Origin of the sequence: Nonomuraea sp. KM88 (assembly GCF_052245635.1) — a bacterium.
In the GTDB taxonomy this organism is placed as follows: domain Bacteria; phylum Actinomycetota; class Actinomycetes; order Streptosporangiales; family Streptosporangiaceae; genus Nonomuraea.
This window is the reverse complement of the sequence record NZ_JBQQCC010000020.1, coordinates 147,336-166,853: the sequence shown is the minus strand read 5'-3', so window position 1 is coordinate 166,853 and position 19,518 is coordinate 147,336. Positions and strand designations below refer to the sequence as shown.

At 73.4% G+C, this 19,518-nt stretch carries 7 protein-coding genes (1 of these 7 cut by a window edge); all 7 read left to right on the top strand.

Annotation, left to right across the window (positions count from 1 at the left end; all coding sequences use genetic code 11):
• Nucleotides 1-40 precede the first annotated feature (40 nt).
• Nucleotides 41-7,234: an SDR family NAD(P)-dependent oxidoreductase gene (locus ACTWPV_RS41175; RefSeq protein WP_443155944.1), complete on the top strand. Its 7,194-nt coding sequence runs from the start codon at nucleotides 41-43 to the stop codon at nucleotides 7,232-7,234.
• A 60-nt stretch (nucleotides 7,235-7,294) separates the two neighbouring features.
• Nucleotides 7,295-8,881 carry a (2,3-dihydroxybenzoyl)adenylate synthase gene (locus tag ACTWPV_RS41170; protein ID WP_443155943.1) on the top strand — a complete coding sequence of 529 codons (1,587 nt, stop codon included), beginning with the start codon at nucleotides 7,295-7,297 and terminating at the stop codon, nucleotides 8,879-8,881.
• A 27-nt stretch (nucleotides 8,882-8,908) separates the two neighbouring features.
• On the top strand, nucleotides 8,909-10,345 hold the full coding sequence (locus ACTWPV_RS41165) for an isochorismate synthase (protein ID WP_443155942.1): 1,437 nt from the start codon (nucleotides 8,909-8,911) through the stop codon (nucleotides 10,343-10,345).
• Between the two features lie 48 nt (nucleotides 10,346-10,393).
• Nucleotides 10,394-11,293 (top strand): ABC transporter ATP-binding protein, encoded by a 900-nt coding sequence (locus tag ACTWPV_RS41160; RefSeq protein ID WP_443155941.1) that lies wholly within the window; start codon nucleotides 10,394-10,396, stop codon nucleotides 11,291-11,293.
• Nucleotides 11,290-12,078 (top strand): ABC transporter permease, encoded by a 789-nt coding sequence (locus ACTWPV_RS41155; protein ID WP_347650448.1) that lies wholly within the window; start codon nucleotides 11,290-11,292, stop codon nucleotides 12,076-12,078. Before ACTWPV_RS41160 ends, ACTWPV_RS41155 begins: the two co-directional genes overlap by 4 nt.
• Before the next feature lie 233 nt (nucleotides 12,079-12,311).
• Complete coding sequence (locus tag ACTWPV_RS41150) at nucleotides 12,312-13,202, top strand: FG-GAP repeat domain-containing protein (protein ID WP_443155940.1); 891 nt, start codon at nucleotides 12,312-12,314, stop codon at nucleotides 13,200-13,202.
• A 99-nt stretch (nucleotides 13,203-13,301) separates the two neighbouring features.
• Nucleotides 13,302-19,518: the start of an SDR family NAD(P)-dependent oxidoreductase gene (locus ACTWPV_RS41145; RefSeq protein ID WP_443155939.1), read on the top strand. It continues 21,452 nt past the right edge of the window; the window shows 6,217 of its 27,669 coding nt (coding positions 1-6,217); the start codon lies at nucleotides 13,302-13,304; its stop codon lies beyond the right edge, outside the window.

Here is a 19,518-nt window from a genome sequence, read left to right as displayed (position 1 = left end):
CGGCATGCGCGAGACGCTGGAGGAGTCGGGCGTCGAGGCGGTGTCCGTCGGCACGCTGCGCCGCGACGACGGCGGCCTGCGCCGGTTGTGGTCCAGCGCGGCCGAGTTGTGGGTGCGCGGCGTCGACGTCGACTGGGCCCAGGCCTACGCCCCCGCGCGTCCCCGCCGGGTCGACCTGCCCACCTACGCCTTCGAGCGGGAGCCGTACTGGCCGAAGAACATCCAGTCGAACGCCGACCTCACCCAGCTCGGCATGGGCCAGGCCGGACACCCCCTGCTGGCGGCCACCGTGTCGCTGGCCGACGGCGAAGGCGTGCTGCTCACCGGCCGGCTGTCGCTGAAGACCCACCCGTGGCTTGCCGACCACATGGTCAGCGGGCAGGTGCTGCTGCCCGGCACCGCCTTCGTGGAGCTGGCCGTCAGGGCCGGCGACGAGGCCGGCTGCGACCTGCTGGAGGAGCTGACCCTGCAGGCCCCGCTGGTCCTGCCCGAGCGCGGCGGCGTCCAGGTGCAGGTGGCCGTCGGCGCGCCCGACGAGGACGGGCGGCGGGCGCTGACCATCCACTCCCGGCTCGACGACGAGCCGTGGACCCGGCACGCCACCGGCTTCCTCGCCAGGGACACCGGGGCGGCCGCCTTCGCAGAGGCGTCGTGGCCGCCCGCCGGAGCGACCGCCGTCGGCGCCGACGGCGTGTACGAGCTGCTGTCGGGCATCGGCGTCGACTACGGCCCCGCCTTCCGCGGCGTGCGGGCCGTGTGGCGGCGCGACCGGGAGCTGTTCGCCGAGGTCGCCCTGCCGGAAGGCACCGAGACCGGCGGCTTCGGGCTGCACCCCGCGCTGCTCGACGCGGCACTGCAGCCGCTCGCCGTGGGCGACCTATTCCCCGCCCAGGCCACCGGCGGCCCCGTGCTGCCGTTCGCCTGGACCGGCGTGCGCCTGGCCGCGACCGGCGCCGCCACGCTGCGGGTCCGGCTCGCGCCCGAGGGCGCGAACGCGGTGCGGATCGAGGTCGCCGACGCCACCGGCGCGCCCGTCGCCTCCGTGGACTCGCTGGTCGTCCGCGCGATGGCCGCCGCCGACCTCAAGGCCGCCACCGACCCGCTGCGTGACGCCCTGTTCGCCCTCGACTGGGTGCCCGCTGCGCCAGCCTCTGGGCCGGCCGCCGGGCTCGACGGCGCGCGCTACGCGATCGCCGGCGGCGACGGCAGCCGGCTCAGGGCCGCGCTGGAGGCGGCAGGAGCGCAGGTGGACGCGCTCGACCAGGACGGCGCCACGCCGCACCTGGCGTTCTGGGTGTGCGCCCCCGACCCGGCGGGCGATCCGGCGACGGGAGCGCGCAGCGCGACCAGCGAGGTGCTGGCCGCCGCCCAGTCCTGGCTCGCCGAGGAGCGGTACGCCGACGTGCCCCTCGTCATCGTCACCCAGGGCACGATGGCTCAGGGCGGCGACCTGCCGGCCGCCGCGGTGTGGGGGCTGATCCGTTCGGCGCAGTCGGAGAACCCGGGCCGTTTCGTCCTGCTCGACCTCGACGGCACGGACGAGTCGTGGCAGGCGCTGCCCGCCGCGGTCGCGTCCGGTGAACCCCAGATCGCGCTCGCCGGGGGCGAGGCCCTGGTGCCGCGGCTGTCCCGCCAGCGCGCCGCCGCACCCGCGGAAGCGGGGGCGGGCTCCGAGGCGCCCGTGGCAACGCGACCGGCCGCCGCCTCGTGGGATCAGGACGGAACCGTGCTGATCACCGGCGGCACCGGCACCCTCGGCGGGATCGTCGCCCGCCACCTGGTGACCGAGCACGGGATCCGCCACCTGCTGCTGATCAGCCGCCGCGGCCCCGCCGCCGCGGGCGCGGCCGAGCTGATGTCCGAGCTGACCGCGCTCGGCGCGGACGTGACCGTCACCGCCTGCGACGCCGCCGACCGGCAGGCCCTGGCCGACGTGCTGGCGGGTATCCCCGCCGAGCGTCCGCTCACCGGTGTCGTGCACACGGCGGGCGCACTGGACGACGGCGTCCTCGCCGCGCTGACGCCCGAGCGGATCGACACCGTGCTGCGGGCCAAGGCCGACGCCGTGCTGAACCTGCACGAGCTGACCGAGGACCTGCCGCTGACCGCGTTCGTGCTGTTCTCCTCGGCGGCCGGCGTCTTCGGCGGGCCCGGCCAGGGCAACTACGCGGCCGCCAACGCGTTCGTCGACGCGCTCGCCGAGCGGCGCGGAAGGCTCGGCCTGCCCGCGCTGTCGCTGGCGTGGGGTTTGTGGGAGCAGGACAGCGGGCTCACCGGGACGCTCAGCGAGACCGACAGGGCACGGCTGGCCCGCACCGGGGTCGCGCCGCTGTCCACCGCCGACGGGCTCGCGCTGCTGGACGCCGCCTGCGCCGCGGACCGGGCGGCGCTGGTGCCGATCCGGCTGGAGTTCGCCGCGCTGCGGATGGCGGCCCAGTTCGGGGCGCTCCCCACGATCCTGCAGGAACTGGTCCCCACGTCGAAGCGGCGGGTGGTGGGCAACGACCCGGCCACCGCGTCGGAGCTGCGCGAGCGCCTGGCCCGCATGCCGGAGTCCGAGCACGCCAGGGTGCTGCTCGACCTCGTGCTCGGCCAGGTGGCGACCGTTCTCGGCTACCGGGACCCCAGCGCCGTCGAGCAGGACCGCCCGTTCAACGAGGCCGGGTTCGACTCGCTGACCGCCGTCGAATTCCGCAACCGCATGAACGCGGCCACCGGCCTGCGGCTGCCCGCCACCCTCGTCTTCGACTACCCGACACCCGCCGGCCTGGTCGAATATCTGCGGACCCGGCTGCTCGACGGGCCACGGTCGGCCGCCTCGGCCAGGACGCAGTCCGGCGAGGAGGAGCCGATCGTCATCGTCGGCATGAGCTGCCGGCTGCCCGGCGGCGTCACCGACCCGGACGGGCTGTGGAACCTGGTGGCCGAGGGCGGCGACGCGATGTCGATGTTCCCCGCCGACCGCAACTGGAACCTGGACGAGCTCTACCACCCGGACCCGGAGCACCCGGGCACCACGTACACCCGCGAGGGGGGCTTCGTCTACGACGCCACCACGTTCGACCCGGCGTTCTTCAGCATCTCGCCGCGCGAGGCCGTGGCCATGGATCCCCAGCAGCGGCTGCTGCTCGAGGGCTCGTGGGAGGCGATGGAGAACGCCGGCATCGACCCGGGCACGCTGCGCGGCAGCCGGACCGGCGTGTACGTCGGCCTGATGTACCACGACTACGGCTTCCACCTGCAGAACCCGACGAGCGACCTGGAGGGCCTGGTCGGCACCGGCATCTCGGCGGGCGTCGCCTCCGGGCGCGTGTCGTACACCTTCGGCTTCGAGGGCCCGTCGGTCACCATCGACACGGCCTGCTCGTCGTCGCTGGTGGCCCTGCACATGGCGATCCAGGCGCTGCGGCGCGGCGAGTGCTCGCTCGCCCTGGCCGGCGGCGTCACCGTGCTCTCCACGCCCAGCGTGTTCGTCGACTTCAGCCGCCAGCGCGGCCTCGCCCCCGACGGCCGCTGCAAGTCGTTCGCCACGGGCGCCGACGGCACCGGCTGGGCGGAGGGCGTGGGCCTGCTGCTGGTCGAGCGGCTCTCCGACGCCCGGCGCAACGGCCACCCGATCCTGGCCGTGGTGCGCGGCACCGCGATCAACCAGGACGGCGCCAGCTACGGCCTGACCGCGCCCAACGGCCCCTCGCAGCAGCGGCTCATCGAGGAGGCGCTGGCCGACGCGCGGCTGACCACCGCCGACGTCGACGCCGTCGAGGGCCACGGCACCGGCACCACGCTGGGCGACCCGATCGAGGCGCAGGCCGTCGTCGCGACGTACGGCCAGGACCGTCCGGAGGACCGGCCGCTCTGGCTCGGCTCGGTGAAGTCGAACCTCGGCCACACCCAGGCCGCGGCCGGCGTCGCGGGCATCATCAAGATGGTGATGGCCATGCGGCACGGCGTGCTGCCGCGGACGCTGCACGTGGACGAGCCCACCACCCACGTCGCGTGGGACGCGGGCGCGGTCAAGGTGCTCACCGAGGCCGTCCCGTGGCCGGAGACGGGCAGGCCGCGCCGCGCGGGCGTCTCCTCGTTCGGCATCAGCGGCACCAACGCCCACGTCATCATCGAGCAGGCCCCGGAGCGGGACGAACCCGCCGAGGCCGAGGAGACCCCGCGCCCGGTCATCCCGTGGGTGTTGTCGGCCAAGAGCGCGGAGGCGCTGAAGGCGCAGGCCCGCAGGCTCCGCGACCACCTGGGCGCCGACCGGCGGGCCGCGGACGTCGCCTGGTCGCTGGCCACGACGCGGGCCTCGTTCAAGCGGCGGACGGTCGTCCTGGGCGCCACCCGCGACGAGCTCGTCGCCGGGCTGGAGTCCGCGCTCGCCGGCACTCCCGCCGACAACGTGATCTCCGGCTCGGCCGCCCGTGGACGGACGGCGTACCTCTTCACCGGCCAGGGCAGCCAGCGGCCGGGCATGGGAGAGGAGCTGTACGCGGCCTACCCCGAGTACGCCGCGGCCTTCGACGAGGTCTGCGCCCGCTTCGACCGGCACCTCGACCGGCCCCTGCGCGAGGTCATCACCGGCGACGCCGACCTGCTCGCCCAGACCCGGTACACCCAGGCCGCGCTGTTCGCCGTCGAGGTCGCCCTGTTCCGCTGCCTGGAGGCGTGGGGCGTGCGGCCCGACTTCCTGGCCGGACACTCGATCGGCGAGATCGCCGCCGCGCACGTCGCCGGCGTGTTGTCGCTGGACGACGCGGTCACGCTCGTGGCCGCCAGGGGCGGCCTCATGCAGGCGCTGCCGCCCGGCGGCGCCATGGTCTCGGTGCGCGGCGCGACCGAGGAGGACGTGCTGCCGCTGCTGGCCGGGCACGAGGGGCGCGTCGGCATCGCCTCCGTCAACGGCCCGTCGTCGCTGGTCCTGTCCGGCGACGAGGCGAGCGTGCTGGAGCTGGCCGAGCGGCTGGCCTCGCGCGGCTGCAAGACCAGGCGGCTGACCGTCAGCCACGCGTTCCACTCGCCGCTGATGGAGCCGGTGATCGAGGAGTTCGTGAACGTCGCCCGCGGGCTGGCCTTCCAGCCGCCGGAGATCCCCGTCGTCTCCAACGTCACCGGCGAGCTCGCCACCGTCGAGGAGCTGACCTCGCCGGAGTACTGGGCTCGCCACCTGCGCCAGGCCGTGCGCTTCTGCGACGGCGTACGGACCCTGCGCGACCAGGGCGTGTCCACCTTCATCGAGCTCGGCCCCGACGCGGTGCTGTCCGCCATGGTGAAGGACTGCCTGGACGGCTGGACCGGGGTGGCCGCTCCGGCGCTGCGCCGCGACCGGGCCGAGACCGGCACCCTGATCGAGGCCCTGGCCCAGGCGTACACGCACGGGGTCGGCGTCGACTGGGCCGCCGTGATCGGCTCAGGGCGGGCCGTGCCGCTGCCCACCTACCCCTTCCAGCGCCAGCGGTACTGGCCCGACCCTCCTCGCCAGGAGGAGGACGTACGGCCCGACCAGGGGCTCTGGGACGCCGTCGGCCGCGACGACCTCGACGGCCTGCTCGCGGTGCTCGGCCTGGAGAGCGGCGCCACGGTCGCCGACCTGCTGCCCGCGCTGGCCCGGCTGCGCGGCCAGGACGGCGCCGGCCACGGGGACGTGCGTTACCAGCTCGGCTGGCGCCCCCTCACGGATTTGCCCGCCCCCGCGCTCTCCGGTACCTGGCTGGTGGTGGGGGACGACGCCGCACCGGTGGAGGCACTGGCAGCGGGGCTGGCCGCCCACGGGGCGGACACGGTGGTGCTGCCCCAGATGCCCGGCTCTTCCGGCGGAGGCGCGGCTGACACCGTCGTGCTGCCTGGTACCTCCGACGGTGGCGTGGCGGGCATCGTGTGCCTGCTGCCGGACGGCGTGCGGGCTCCGGCGGTCCCCGAGGGTTCGGCGCCGGTCTGGTTCCTCACCCGCGGCGCGATCCAGGTGGTGCCGTCCGACCGCGTGGCCGGACCCGAGACGGCCGCGGGCTGGGGCGGCCTCCGGAGCGCGGCCGGCGAGGGGCTGCTGCGGCGCGGCGGGCTGATCGATCTGCCGGTCAGGCTCGACGACCAGGCCATCCGCCGGTTGTGCGGGGTCCTGTCCGGGCTGACGGGCGAGGCCGAGGTGGCCGTACGCTCCGGCGGGGTCTTCGCCCGCAGGCTGCGGCCCGCGCCGCCGCGCGGCACCCCGGTCGGTCGCGAGTGGCGGCCCGGCGGCACGGTCCTGCTGGCGGGCCACCTCGACGAGACCGCCACGGAACTGGCCAGATGGGCCGCCCGCAACGGCGCGGAACGGGTCGTCCTCACCGAACCGGCCGCCGGCCTCGAAGGCGAGCTGGGCGTGACCGTCCTCACCGGACCGGCCGCCGGCCCTCCGGGGGAGCCGGGCATGACCGGCCTCGCCGCGGCCATGGGCGTCCTGACCCCGGCCGCCGGGCTGAACGGGCACGTGGCCGGCGGCTCCGGGGTGAACGGGCATGCCGGCGGCGGGCCCGGGGTGAACGGGCAGGCAGGCGGCGGGCCCGGGGTGAACGGGCAGGCAGGCGCCGGAGGGGTGTCGGCGGTCGTGTGCACGACGGCGGAGGCGGCTCGCGTGTTGGACGAGCCGGCCAGAGCCGCCGGCGTGGGAATCTTCGTCATGCTGGCCCCCGCGCGGGCCGCCTGGGGCGGGGACGGCGCCGAGGCGTACGAGTTCTTCGCCGCGCTGGCGGACGAGCGGCTGGCCGCGGGACAGCCCGCGCTGGCCGTGGCCGCCGGGCTGAAGGAGCCCGGGGACGCCGCGTCGGCCATCCGCCACGCGCTGCACCAGGGCGACAGGACGCTCGTGCTCGCCGACACCGACTGGGCCGCGCTCAACGCGTCCGGCCACGTCCGGCTGCTGGAGGAGATCCCGCAGGCGGCCGGGGAGGATGACGGCTCCGGCGAGGCCGTCGACGACGCGGCGGCCTTCCGCCGGCTGCTGTCCGGCAGCCCGGCCGAGGAGCACCGGGACATCGTGCTCGGCGTGGTGCGCGGCGAGGCGGCGGCGATCCTGCAGCTGCCCATGCCCGACGCGGTCGAGCAGGACGCGGAGTTCTTCGAGCTCGGCTTCTCCTCGATGGCCGCGGTGGAGCTGCGCAACCGGCTCGTCGAGCTGACCGGCATCGAGGTGGCGGCCGACGCGATCTACGACTACCCGACCCCGGCCGAGCTGGCCGAGCACCTGCTCGCCGAGGCCATGAGCTGAGCCATCCCGGCTGAGATCGCGGTCGGCCCGCGAGGCCCCCGCCGAGGAAAGGACGGACACGTGCTGGATGGATGCACCCCCTGGCCTGAGGAGTTCGCCGAGCGGTACCGTTCGGCCGGCTACTGGCGCGACGAGACCCTGGGCGAGCTCCTGCGCGGGCTGGCCCGCTCGCACCCCGGCAAGACCGCCCTCGTGGCGGGCGGGGAGCGGTGGAGCTATGCCGAGCTGGACGCCAGGACCGACCGGATGGCGGCCGGCCTGCACCGGATCGGCATCGGCGCCGGCGACCGCGTGGTCGTGCAGCTGCCGAACATCCCGGAGCTGGTCACGCTGATGTTCGCGCTGTTCAGGATCGGCGCCCAGCCGGTCCTGGCGCTGCCGGCCCACCGCAGCAGCGAGATCACGTACTTCTGCGAGTTCACCGACGCGGTGGCGTACGTCATTCCCGACGTGCACGTCGGCTTCGACTACCGAGGGCTGGCCGCCGAGGTGACGGCGCGGGTGCCCACGCTCAAGCACGTGCTCGTCGCGGGGGATCCGGGGGACTTCGCCGCGCTTCCCCTGGACGGCGATCCGGTCGACCTGCCGAGGCCCGACCCCGCCGGCGTGGCGCTCTTCCTGCTGTCGGGCGGGACGACCGGCGTTCCCAAGCTGGTGCCGCGCGCCCACCAGGAATGGTCGTACAGCGGGCGCGCGGTGGCCGAGGCGTGCGACTACGGCGAGGAGACCGTTCACCTGGTGAGCCTGCCGCTGAGCCACAACTGGCCGCTGACCCACGGGCTGCTGGCCACCTTCCACGCGGCCGGGACCCTCGTGCTGGCCCCGGGCCCCAGCCCGGACGAGGCTTTCCCGCTCATCGAACGGGAAAGAGTGACCGAGACCGGGCTGATCCCTGGCGCGGCGCTGCTGTGGATGGAGGCGGCGGAGTGGGACGAGTACGACCTGTCCAGCCTGCGGCGGGTCACGATCGGCGGGACGAAGCTCCAGCCCGAGATGGCCCGCCGGGTGGAGCCCGCGCTGGGCTGCCGGCTCCAGCAGGCCTTCGGCATGGCCGAGGGGTTGTGCGGGTTCCACCGGTGGGACGACCCGCAGGACGTGGTCCTCGTCAGCCAGGGGCTGCCCGTCTCCCCGGCGGACGAGGTCCGGGTCGTGGACGAGGACGACAACGACGTCGCTCCCGGCGAGGTGGGCCGGCTCCTGGCGCGCGGCCCGTACACGGTGCGGGGGTACTACCGGGCGCCCGAGCACAACGCCAGGACGTTCACCGCAGACGGCTTCTACCGGACCGGAGATCTGGTACGGCTGCTGCCGACCGGGCATGTGATCTTCGAAGGACGCGTCAAGGACCAGATCAACAGGGGGGCGGAGAAGATCGCGGCCGAGGAGGTGGAGAACCACCTGCTCGCCCATCCCGGTGTCAGGGAGGTCGCCCTGGTCGGCCTGCCTGACGAGGTGCTCGGCGAGCGGACCTGCGCCTGCGTGGTGCCTCGCGGCACGGCGCCGACGCTGGCGGAGCTCGCCGCCTTCCTGCGCGACCGCGGTGTCGCGGCCTTCAAGTTCCCCGACCGCCTGGAGATCGTTCCCCGACTCCCGCTCACCCCGCTCGGCAAGGTCAGTAAGAAGACGCTCGCCGGCATGTTCCACTGACCCCACGCACGCAGAGGACGATCGCCGATGCACGTCGTAGACATCGACCTGCAGGGTTTCCGGGAAGTGCACGCCAAAGCGACCATCGAGGCGCGCAACAACGCGTGCCCCGCCCTGGCGATCTGGCGCCAGGACATCGGCCCCTTCGATCCGGCCGGGCTGCTCAGACCGCTGTTCGAGCGGTCCACGCGCACCTTCGTCTGGGTGTCGCCCGAGACCAGCGTCATCGCCATGGGCAGCGCCACGGACTTCACGCATCTCGGCCGCGACAGGTTCGCCGGCATCCGGCGCGGCTGGGAGAAGGCGGCCAGGACAGCCGTGGCCGACGGTCCCGGAGCGCGTGGCGTTCCTGCGCTGGTCGGCGGCTTCGCCTTCGCGCCGCGTCCCGGTTCGTTGCCGGAGGCCCTGATGTGGGTGCCGCGCGTGCTGATCACGCAGGACCGGGACGGCAGGGCCACGCTGGCGCTCAGCGTGTGCGTCGACCCGCGCGGCACCACGGCCGACGGTCCCGCGCGGACGGCCGCGGACGCCGCCGCCCTGCTCGGCTCCGCCGGGGTGCGGCCATGCCCCAGCCCGCAGCTCGCGGGCACGAACATGATCGAGGTCCCGTCGGCGTCGGAGTGGAAGGCGCTGGTCGCGCACACCGTCGAGCAGATCCGGCGCGGCCGGTTCGACAAGGCGGTGCTGGCCCGGCAGTTGCGGGTCACCTCGCCCTGCGGCTACGACCTGCCCTCGGTCATGGGGACGCTGCTCGACACGCAGCCGGGCAGCACCGCGTTCGCCGTGGCGGCGTACGGGCAGGCTTTTGTCGGCGCGACGCCGGAGCGGCTGGTCAGCCTGCGCGGCGGGCGGGCCGAGTCGATGAGCCTGGCGGCGTCCATGCCCCGCGGCGCGACCCCGGCGGAGGACGCGTGCCTGCGCGCGGCCCTGCTGGAGGACGACAAATCCCGGCGCGAGCAGAAGATCGTCACCGCGACGTTGCGGCGCGCGTTCGAGCAGGTCTGCGGCACTGTCACGGTGCCGGACGAGCCGCACGTGCTCGACCTGCCCAACCTGCGGCACCTGCACACCCGCATCGTCGGCGAGGTAGCCGACCCGGAGTCGGCCAGCGTGCTCGACCTCGTCGAGCGGCTGCACCCGACGCCCGCCGTCGGCGGGCAGCCGCGGCGCGCGGCTCTCGAGTGGCTGGGCGAGGCCGAGCCCTTCGACCGCGGTTGGTACGCCGGCCCTGTCGGGTGGATGAACGACGACCAGGAGGGCGACTTCGCGGTGGCCATCCGCTCGGCCCACCTGGAGGAGGGGACCGCCACGTTGTACGCGGGGTGCGGGATCGTGGCGGGTTCCGACCCGGACGCGGAGCTTGAGGAGACCCGGTTGAAGTTCCGTCCCATGCTTAATGCCCTGGCGGTTCCTTTATCGGAAAGGGCACCCTATAGACGGGTCGAGTGCAAAGATCTTGACTGATGGTGTGGAAGCAGCGCTCCATCTCCCGTCTGTGGAGGGACTGGAAAAATGATCGAAATAACCGATTTGACCAAGCGTTATGGCAATAAGACGGCAGTGGATGGTTTGTCATTCAATGTCCATCCTGGGCGGGTCACCGGTTTTCTCGGACCCAACGGGGCGGGCAAATCGACCACCATGCGGGCGATCCTCGGCCTCGACCGTCCCCATGCCGGGAGCGTGACGGTCAACGGCCGCGCCTACGTCGGCCTGCCCCGGCCGATGCGCGAGGTGGGCGCCCTGCTCGACGCCCGCGCCGTGCACCCCCGGCGCACGGCACGCAACCACCTGCTCTGCATCGCCCAGACCAACGGGATCCCCGCCAAGCGCGTGGACGAGGTCCTGCAGGTGGTCGGGCTGGAGTCGGTGGCGCGCAAGCGCGCTGGAGGCTTCTCGCTGGGCATGGGGCAGCGGCTCGGCATCGCGGTGGCGCTGCTCGGAGACCCGAAGGTGCTGTTATTCGACGAACCCGTCAACGGGCTCGACCCCGAGGGCATCAAGTGGATCCGCGAGCTGATGCGCGGACTGGCCGCCGAGGGCCGCACCGTCCTCGTCTCCAGCCACCTGATGAGCGAGATGGCGCAGACCGCCGACCACCTCATCGTCATCGGCAAGGGAAAGCTGATCGCCGACATCGGGATCGCCGAGTTCATCCGGCAGGGCTCCAACGTGCTCGTACGCGCCGACGACCAGGAGCGGCTCGCCACCAAGCTGACCGAGGCCGGCGGCACCGTGCTCCCCGGCGCCGACGGGGCGCTCATCGTCACCGGCCTGGAGGCCAGGGAAGTCGGCAAGGCCGCGCTCGACGCCAAGGTGGTGCTGACGGAGCTGACGCCGCAACGTTCCCTGGAACAGGCGTACATGGATCTGACCCGTGACAGCATCGAGTTCCAGGCGAGTGTGGCATGAGCGTGGCGTTCGCGGACACCGTCCGCTCCGAATGGACCAAGTTCCGGACGATCCCGTCCAACATCCCCACCATGCTGACCGCCGTCGCGCTCATGGTGTTCCCCGGCGCCCTGACCGCCAACGGCGCCAGCGAGAACTACCAGGCCGCCTCCGAGGCCACCAGGGCGGTGTTCGACCCCGCCTACATCAGCATGTACGGCGGGTTCCTGTTCGCCCAGATCACCGTGGGAGCGCTGGGCGTGCTCGTGGTGACCCACGAGTACGCCACCGGCCTGATCCGCACCAGCACGACCGTGGTGCCGCGGCGCGGCCGGCTGCTGGGCGCCAAGGTGGCCACGTTCGCGCTGATCGCCCTGCTGATGGGCTGGGTGTCCAGCTTCGGCTCGTTCTTCCTCGGGCAGGCCGTGCTCGGCTCCGGCGGCGCCCCCACCGCCTCCCTCGGCGAGCCGGGCGTCCTGCGCGCCGTCGTCGGCATGGGGCTCCTCTGGGTGCTGGTCGGCCTGTCGGGCGTGGCGCTGGGCGGCCTGCTGCGCTCCACCATGAGCGCCACGACCGTGCTGGTCGCGGTCAACTTCATCATCCCGATCATCGGGCCCAGGCTGCTGCCCGACGGGGTCGGCGCCTGGGTGCAGACGTACTGGCCCATCCAGGCCGGCCTGCAGATCACCACCACCGTGCAGAACGCCGAGCGCATGCTCCCGTGGCCGGGGTTCGGGGTGATGGCCGCCTTCACCGCCGTGCTGCTGATCGCGGCGTTCGCCCTGTTCCGCTCCCGCGACGCCTGAGCCGCGTCCATTCCCGCGTCGCCTGAGCCGCTCCCGCTCTCGCCTCGCCTGAGCCGCCTCACCCGGCACCCGGCGCGCCACCCCGCGCGCCGGGTCCGCGGCATGCCCGCGCCCTCCCGCACTGGGGCCGACCGGCCGATTTAGTGGGCTGCTAGGGGTTACCCGCCTTATCCCGTCTCGCAAATACTGATGTCGCTTGACCGGGAAATCCTGGCGGGGAGGAGCGTTAAACAATGGCGCCGAATTTCGCGAACGGTCAGTGCCGGTCCTTTCGGGGCGACGGGCTGCCGGATCTGCTGGTACGTGACACGGAAACCGGCGAGCTCTTCGTTCACCCGCACAGCGGTGAGTTCAACGGGACCGATACGTTCCGCGCGCCGGTGAAGATCGGGGACGGATTCGGCTGGTGGCGGTTCTTCTTCGTCCGCGCCGTGGATGCGTCCGGCGACGGACGCGCCGACATATGCGCTTTCAGCACCAGCGAATACGACATCAATCCCGGCGAGAACGGCGAATTCGGTTTCTTCCTGCTGCGCAACCTCGGCGGGCCCGGCGAGATCGGCCCGTTCGCCGAACCGCTCCGCGTGTCCAGCAAGCGCGACGACGGCCGCGAATGGGAGACCATCGGCTTCGCCGACGTGACGGGCACCGGCACCGACGACACGTTCGGCCGGGGCAAGAACGCCGGCAACATCGACCTCTTCCCGCACCGCGACCAGGGCGTCGTCAGGAACGACACCTACGACAAGGAGCCGGTGCGGCTCGTCGACGTCGACGTCGACGACTTCCCCGTCGCGATGGCCGACTTCACCGGCAACGGCACGCCCGACCTGCTGGTCCGCCGCGCCAACGGCGACATGGACCTGTTCGAGTTCGCCGGCAAGCCGGGCACGACGGCCGAGGGCACGTGGTACACCGTCGCCCGCGGCTGGCAGGACATGCGCATCATGACGCTCACGGACATCGACCTCGACGGGCGGCCCGACCTGCTCGGCCTGCGCCCCGACGGCACGCTCGACGCGTACGCGCACTCCGGCGCCTTCAACCCCTCAGCTCCGCTCGACCTCTTTCGTGAGCCGGTGACCGTGGCCACCGGATTCGGCAAGTACGACGTCGTCAGCTGACCACGCAAGAGCGTTTCCCCGCCCTGTTCCCGCTCCGTCGGAATTTGGATTGGTTCAATGTCCTACGAACTCTCCTCTCGTAGTTTTTCCGACGACGCGGTGGCGATCGTCGGAATTTCGTGCCGGCTCCCCCAGGCTCCGGACCCGCGATCCTTCTGGCGGCTGCTGCGCGACGGCCGCGACGCGATCACCGACGTGCCCAGCGGGCGGTGGAACGCGCCGGAGACGAGTTCCCTGCGCGGCGGCTTCATCGACGGGATAGCGGAATTCGACGCCGACTTCTTCGGCGTCTCCCCGAACGAAGCCGCGATGATCGACCCGCAGCAGCGGCTGCTCATGGAGCTGAGCTGGGAGGCGCTCGAAGACGCCGGCATCGTCCCGGCGAGCCTGCGCGACAGCGCCGCCTCCGTCTTCATCGGCGCCATGGCCGGCGACTACGCCCAGCTGCTCCAGGGCAACGGGCGCGCGGCGCTGACCCGGCACAGCCTCACCGGCATCAGCCGGGCCCTGCTCGCCAACCGCATCTCGTACACGCTGGGGCTCAACGGGCCCAGCATGACCGTCGACTCCGCGCAGTCGGCCTCGCTGACCGCCGTGCACCTGGCGTGCGAGAGCCTGCGCAACGGCGAGACCGGCCTGGCCATCGTCGGCGGCGTGAACCTCAACCTGACCGCCGACAGCACGCTCGCCGCGCTGCGGTTCGGCGCCCTGTCACCCGACGGCAGGTGCTTCACCTTCGACGCCCGCGCCAACGGCTACGTCCGCGGCGAGGGCGGCGGCGTCGTCGTGCTGAAGCCGCTGGCCCGCGCTCTCGCCGACGGCGACCGGGTGTACTGCGTGATCGCCGGCAGCGCCATCAACAACGACGGGGGCGGCGACGGGCTCACCGTGCCCGACCAGCGCGCCCAGGAGGAGGTCATCCGGCTGGCCTGCGGGCGGGCCGGCGTGGAGGCCGCCGACGTGCAGTTCGTCGAGCTGCACGGCACGGGGACCCGCGTCGGCGACCCGATCGAGGCCCGCGCGCTCGGCGCGGCCATCGGCACCGCCAAGGACTCCGGCACGCCGCTGGTCGTCGGCTCCGCCAAGACCAACGTCGGCCACCTCGAAGGCGCTGCGGGCATCGTCGGCCTGCTGAAGACGGTGCTGGCCATCAGGCACCGCACGCTGCCGCCGTCGCTGAACTTCGAGACGCCCAACCCGCAGATCCCGTTCGACGAGCTCAACCTGCGCGTCAACACCGAGACGTCCGCGTGGCCGCGCGAGGACGCGCCGCTGGTGGCCGGCGTCAGCTCCTTCGGCATGGGCGGCGCCAACTGCCACGTGGTGCTCGCCGAACCCCCGCAGGCGGCCCCCGCCGCCTCCTCCACGCACCAGGACAAGCCGCTGGCCGTGTCGCTGGACGCGCCGTCGGACGGGCGGGCGGACCGGCCGTCCGACGGGTCGCAGGTAGGGCCGGTGGCCGTGCCGGTGGTCGTGCCGGTGGCTGGGCAGAGCGAGGCCGCGCTGCGCGCCCAGGCGGGCCGGCTGCGTGACCACCTGCTCGACGGACTGCTCGACGAGCCGGGTGCCGGCCTCGCCGACCTGGCGTACTCGCTGGCCACGACCCGTACGGCCTTCGACCGGCGGGCGGCGCTCGTCGTGGACGAGCCGTCAGCGCCGGCCGACGTGCCGGTCGACGTGCTGGCCGGTGTGCTGGACCGGCTGGCCAAGGGCGAGCCGGCCGCCGGGATCGTGACCGGCCGGCCGAGCACCGGCGACATCGCCTTCCTCTACTCGGGGCAGGGCAGCCAGCGGCCCGGCATGGGCCGCGAGCTGTACGCGGCGCACCCGGTCTTCGCACGGGCGCTCGACGAGATCGCCGCCTGCTTCGACGGCACGCTCGACCGTCCGCTCCTCGACGTGATGTTCGCCGACGAGGGCTCCCATGAGGCCGGCCTGCTCGACCAGACCGGGTTCGCCCAGCCCGCGCTCTTCGCCTTCGAGGTCGCCCTCACCCGCCTGTACGAGCACTGGGGCGTGCGCCCCGCCCGGCTCATCGGCCACTCCATCGGCGAGATCTCGGCCGCCCACGTCGCCGGCGTGTTGTCGCTGGCCGACGCCTGCGCCCTGGTCGCGGCGCGCGGCAGGCTGATGCAGAGCCTCCCGGCCGGCGGCGCGATGGTCGCCGTGCAGGCCACCGAGGAGGAGGTACTGCCCTTCCTGGACACCACGGTCAGCATCGCCGCGATCAACGGCCCGGACTCCACCGTGGTCTCCGGCTCGGAGAGCCGCGTCATGGAGATCGCCGAGGAGTTCCGCGGCCGCGGCCGCAAGACCCACCGCCTGCGGGTCAGCCACGCCTTCCACTCCCCGCTGATGGACCCGATGCTGGCGGAGTTCAGGGAGGTGGCCGAGTCGCTCACCTACCGCGAGCCGGCCATCCCCATCGTCTCCAACCTCACCGGGGCCGTCGCGTCCGCCGAGGACCTGTGCTCGCCGGGACACTGGGTGTGGCACGTCCGCGAGGCCGTACGGTTCTGCGACGGCATCCGCGCCCTGGCCGACACGGGCGTCACCACGTTCGTCGAGGTGGGGCCCGGGTCGGTGCTGGCCGCCATGGGGCAGCACTGCCTGCCCGCCAGCCCGTACACGCAGTTCGTCGCCACGCTGCGCGACCCCGGGGCGGAATGCCGCAGCGCCGCGCTGGCGCTGGCCGGGCTGCAGGTCAGGGGCGCCACGCTCGACTGGGACGCCGTGCTGCCGGGCGCGCGCCGCGTCCCGCTGCCCACCTACGCCTTCCAGCGCACCTACCACTGGCTTCCCGAGGCGGACGGCTCCGCGCCGCCCCCGCCCCCGCACGCGGCTCCGGAGCCGTCCGCCTCGGGAGAGGAGACGCAGTCGCTCGCCGACCGGCTGCGCGGCCTGCCGGAGGCCGAGCAGGAGCAGGCGATCCTCGAACTCGTACGCACCTGCATCGCGCTCGTCCTCGGCCACGCCAACGCCGCTACCGTGGACACCGGCACCGCCTTCAAGGCGCTCGGCTTCGACTCCTTCAGCGCCGTCGAGCTGCGGAACCGGCTCAACACCGCCACCGGGCTCCAGCTGCCCAGCTCGCTGCTGTTCGACTACCCGTCGCCGCAGGCGCTGGCCGGCTTCCTGCGCGCCGAACTGGCCGGCGAGCACGTCACCCAGGCCGTGGTGGCCGCCAGGCCCGTGGCGGACGAGCCGATCGCGATCGTCGGCATGGCCTGCCGTTTCCCCGGCGGCGTGAGCTCCCCTGACGACCTGTGGAACGTCGTGATCCGCGAGCAGGACACGATCCGGGAGTTCCCCGTGGACCGGGGCTGGGATCTGGCGGCGCTGTACGACCCCGATCCGGACAGTCACGGGACCACGTATGCGCGGCATGGCGGGTTCCTGTACGAGGCGGGGGAGTTCGATCCGGCGTTCTTCGGGATCTCGCCGCGTGAGGCGTTGGCGATGGATCCGCAGCAGCGGTTGTTGCTGGAGGCGTCGTGGGAGGCGATGGAGCGGGCCGGGATCGATCCGGCGGGGTTGCGGGGCAGCAGGACCGGCGTGTTCGCCGGCGCCACGGCGCAGGACTACGGGCCGCGCCTGCACGAGGCCACCGGCAGCGCCGAAGGGTACGTGCTGACCGGCACCACGGCCAGCGTCATCTCCGGGCGGGTCGCGTTCACGTTCGGGTTCGAGGGCCCGGCGGTGACCGTGGACACCGCGTGCTCCTCGTCCCTGGTTGCCCTGCACCTGGCCGCGCAGTCGCTGCGGACCGGCGAGTGCGACCTGGCCCTGGCCGGCGGCGCCACCGTGATGGCCTCACCTGGCATGTTCGTGGAGTTCTCGCGGCAGCGGGGTCTGTCGCCTGATGGTCGTTGTAAGGCGTTCTCGGCTGGTGCTGATGGCACGGGGTGGGCTGAGGGTGTCGGGATGTTGCTGGTGGAGCGGTTGTCGGATGCGCGGCGGCTCGGTCATCGGGTGCTGGCGGTGGTGCGTGGTTCGGCGATCAATCAGGACGGTGCGAGTAACGGGTTGACGGCGCCGAACGGTCCGTCGCAGCAGCGGGTGATCCGGCAGGCGTTGGCGAATGCGGGGTTGTCGGCGGCTGAGGTGGATGTGGTGGAGGCGCATGGGACGGGGACGTCGCTGGGTGATCCGATCGAGGCTCAGGCGCTGATCGCTGCTTACGGTCAGGATCGGGATCGGCCGTTGTGGTTGGGGTCGTTGAAGTCGAACATCGGTCATGCGCAGGCGGCTGCGGGTGTGGGCGGTGTGATCAAGATGGTGATGGCGCTGCGGCACGGTATGTTGCCGAAGACGCTGCATGTGGACGAGCCGTCGCCGCATGTGGACTGGTCGGCGGGTGCGGTGGAGTTGCTGACCGAGGCCCGCTCGTGGGACGAGCTCGACCGCCCGCGCCGCGCCGCCGTCTCCTCCTTCGGGATCAGCGGCACCAACGCCCACGTGATCATCGAGCAGGGCGACCCGGTCGTACCCGCCCCCGACGAGGAGTTCGACCTCCCCGCGGTGCCCTGGATCCTGTCCGCCAAGACCCCCGAGGCGCTGGCCGGGCAGGCCGGACGGCTCGCCGCCTGGGCGACGCCCGACATCCCGATCACCGCCGCCGGCGCCGCTCTGGCCGCCGGCCGGGCCGCACTCGACCACCGGGCGGTGATCGTCGGCAGCGAGCGCGACGACCTGCTGGCCGGCCTGCGGGCGCTGGCCGGCGGCTCCGACGCGCCCGGCGTGCTCACCGGCAGCGGCCAGGCCGGCCGGCTCGCCCTGCTCTTCACCGGGCAGGGCAGCCAGCGGCCTGGCATGGGCAGGGAGCTCGCCGAGACGTTCCCCGTGTTCGCCGAGGCGCTGGAGGAGGCGTGCGCCCTCCTCGATCCGCAGCTGCCGTACCCGCTGCGCGAGGTGATGTTCACCGACCCCGGCGGTGTGCTGAACGAGACCGGGATGACGCAGCCCGCCCTGTTCGCCTTCGAGGTGGCGCTGTACCGGCTGCTGGAGTCGTTCGGCGTGCGGCCGGACGTGCTGATCGGCCACTCGGTGGGCGAGATCGCCGCCGCCCACGTGGCCGGGGTCTTCTCCCTCGCCGACGCCTGCACGCTGATCGCCACGCGGGCCCGGCTCATGGACGCGCTCCCCAAGGACGGCGCGATGCTGGCCGTCGCCGCCCCGGAGGCGGACGTCCTGCCGCTGCTCGACGGGTACGAGGACCGCGCCGGCATCGCGGCGGTGAACGGTCCGGCTGCGGTGGTGGTGTCCGGTGACGAGTCCGCGATCGCGGAGATCGAGGGCCAGGTGGAGGCGAGGACGCGCCGGTTGCGGGTGTCGCATGCGTTCCATTCGCCGTTGATGGAGCCGATGCTGGCCGAGTTCGCGGAGGCGATCAGCGGGATCGGCTTCCACGAGCCGGCGATTCCGGTCGTCTCGAACGTGACGGGTCGCCTGGCCGAGCCCGGCCAGCTGACCGACCCGTCGTACTGGGTCGAGCACGTGCGCGTGGCGGTGCGGTTCGCCGACGGCGTGGCCGCCGCCGACGCGGCCGTCCTCCTGGAGGTCGGGCCCGACGGCATCCTCACCGGCATGGCCCAGCAGGCGCTCGCCGACGGTGTCTTCATCCCCGCCGCGCGCAGGGACCGCGAGGAGGCCGGCACCTTCGTCCAGGCCCTCGGACGGCTCCACGCCAGCGGCGTCACCGTCGACTGGGACGCCTACTTCGGCGCCGCCCCCGCGCTCCACGTCGACCTGCCCACCTACGCCTTCCAGCGGCAGCGGTACTGGCTGGAGGCGCCCGGCCCCGCCGAACGGCCCACCGAGCACGTCGGGCTGTTCGAGGTCGACTGGGTCCCGGTGCCCGCCGCCGGAGCCGCGCCTGCTCCTGGGCCCGCGACCGGGTCCGGCGACGTGGTGTTGCCCTGGGAGAGCCCTGCCGACGACGGTGACGAGCCCGCCCGCGCCCGCGCTGCCGTACTGCGCGTGCTGGCCGCCGTCCAGGAGCGGCTCAGCGGGAACCGGTCCGCGTCCGGCCGCCTCGTGATCGTCACCGAGGGCGCGACCGGCGACACCCCCGACCTTGCCGCCACGGCCGTGTGGGGGCTGGTCCGGTCGGTCCAGACCGAGTACCCGGACCGGTTCGTGCTCCTCGACCTCGACGGGCCCATCGACAGCGCCACCGACGGCTCCACCGTAAGGGCCGCCGATGGCATCGTCGCCGCCGCGCTCGCCTACGACGAGCCCCAGCTGGCGATCAGAGCCGGCACGATCCACGTTCCGAGACTGGCCCGCCGGGACCGGCCGGCGGGCGACTCGCCCT

Coding starts and splice junctions, on each gene's coding strand:
- ACTWPV_RS41165 (WP_443155942.1), top strand. CDS start 8,909: ATGCACGTCGTAGACATCGACCTGCAGGGTTTCCGGGAAGTGCACGCC.
- ACTWPV_RS41160 (WP_443155941.1), top strand. CDS start 10,394: ATGATCGAAATAACCGATTTGACCAAGCGTTATGGCAATAAGACGGCA.
- ACTWPV_RS41155 (WP_347650448.1), top strand. CDS start 11,290: ATGAGCGTGGCGTTCGCGGACACCGTCCGCTCCGAATGGACCAAGTTC.
- ACTWPV_RS41150 (WP_443155940.1), top strand. CDS start 12,312: ATGGCGCCGAATTTCGCGAACGGTCAGTGCCGGTCCTTTCGGGGCGAC.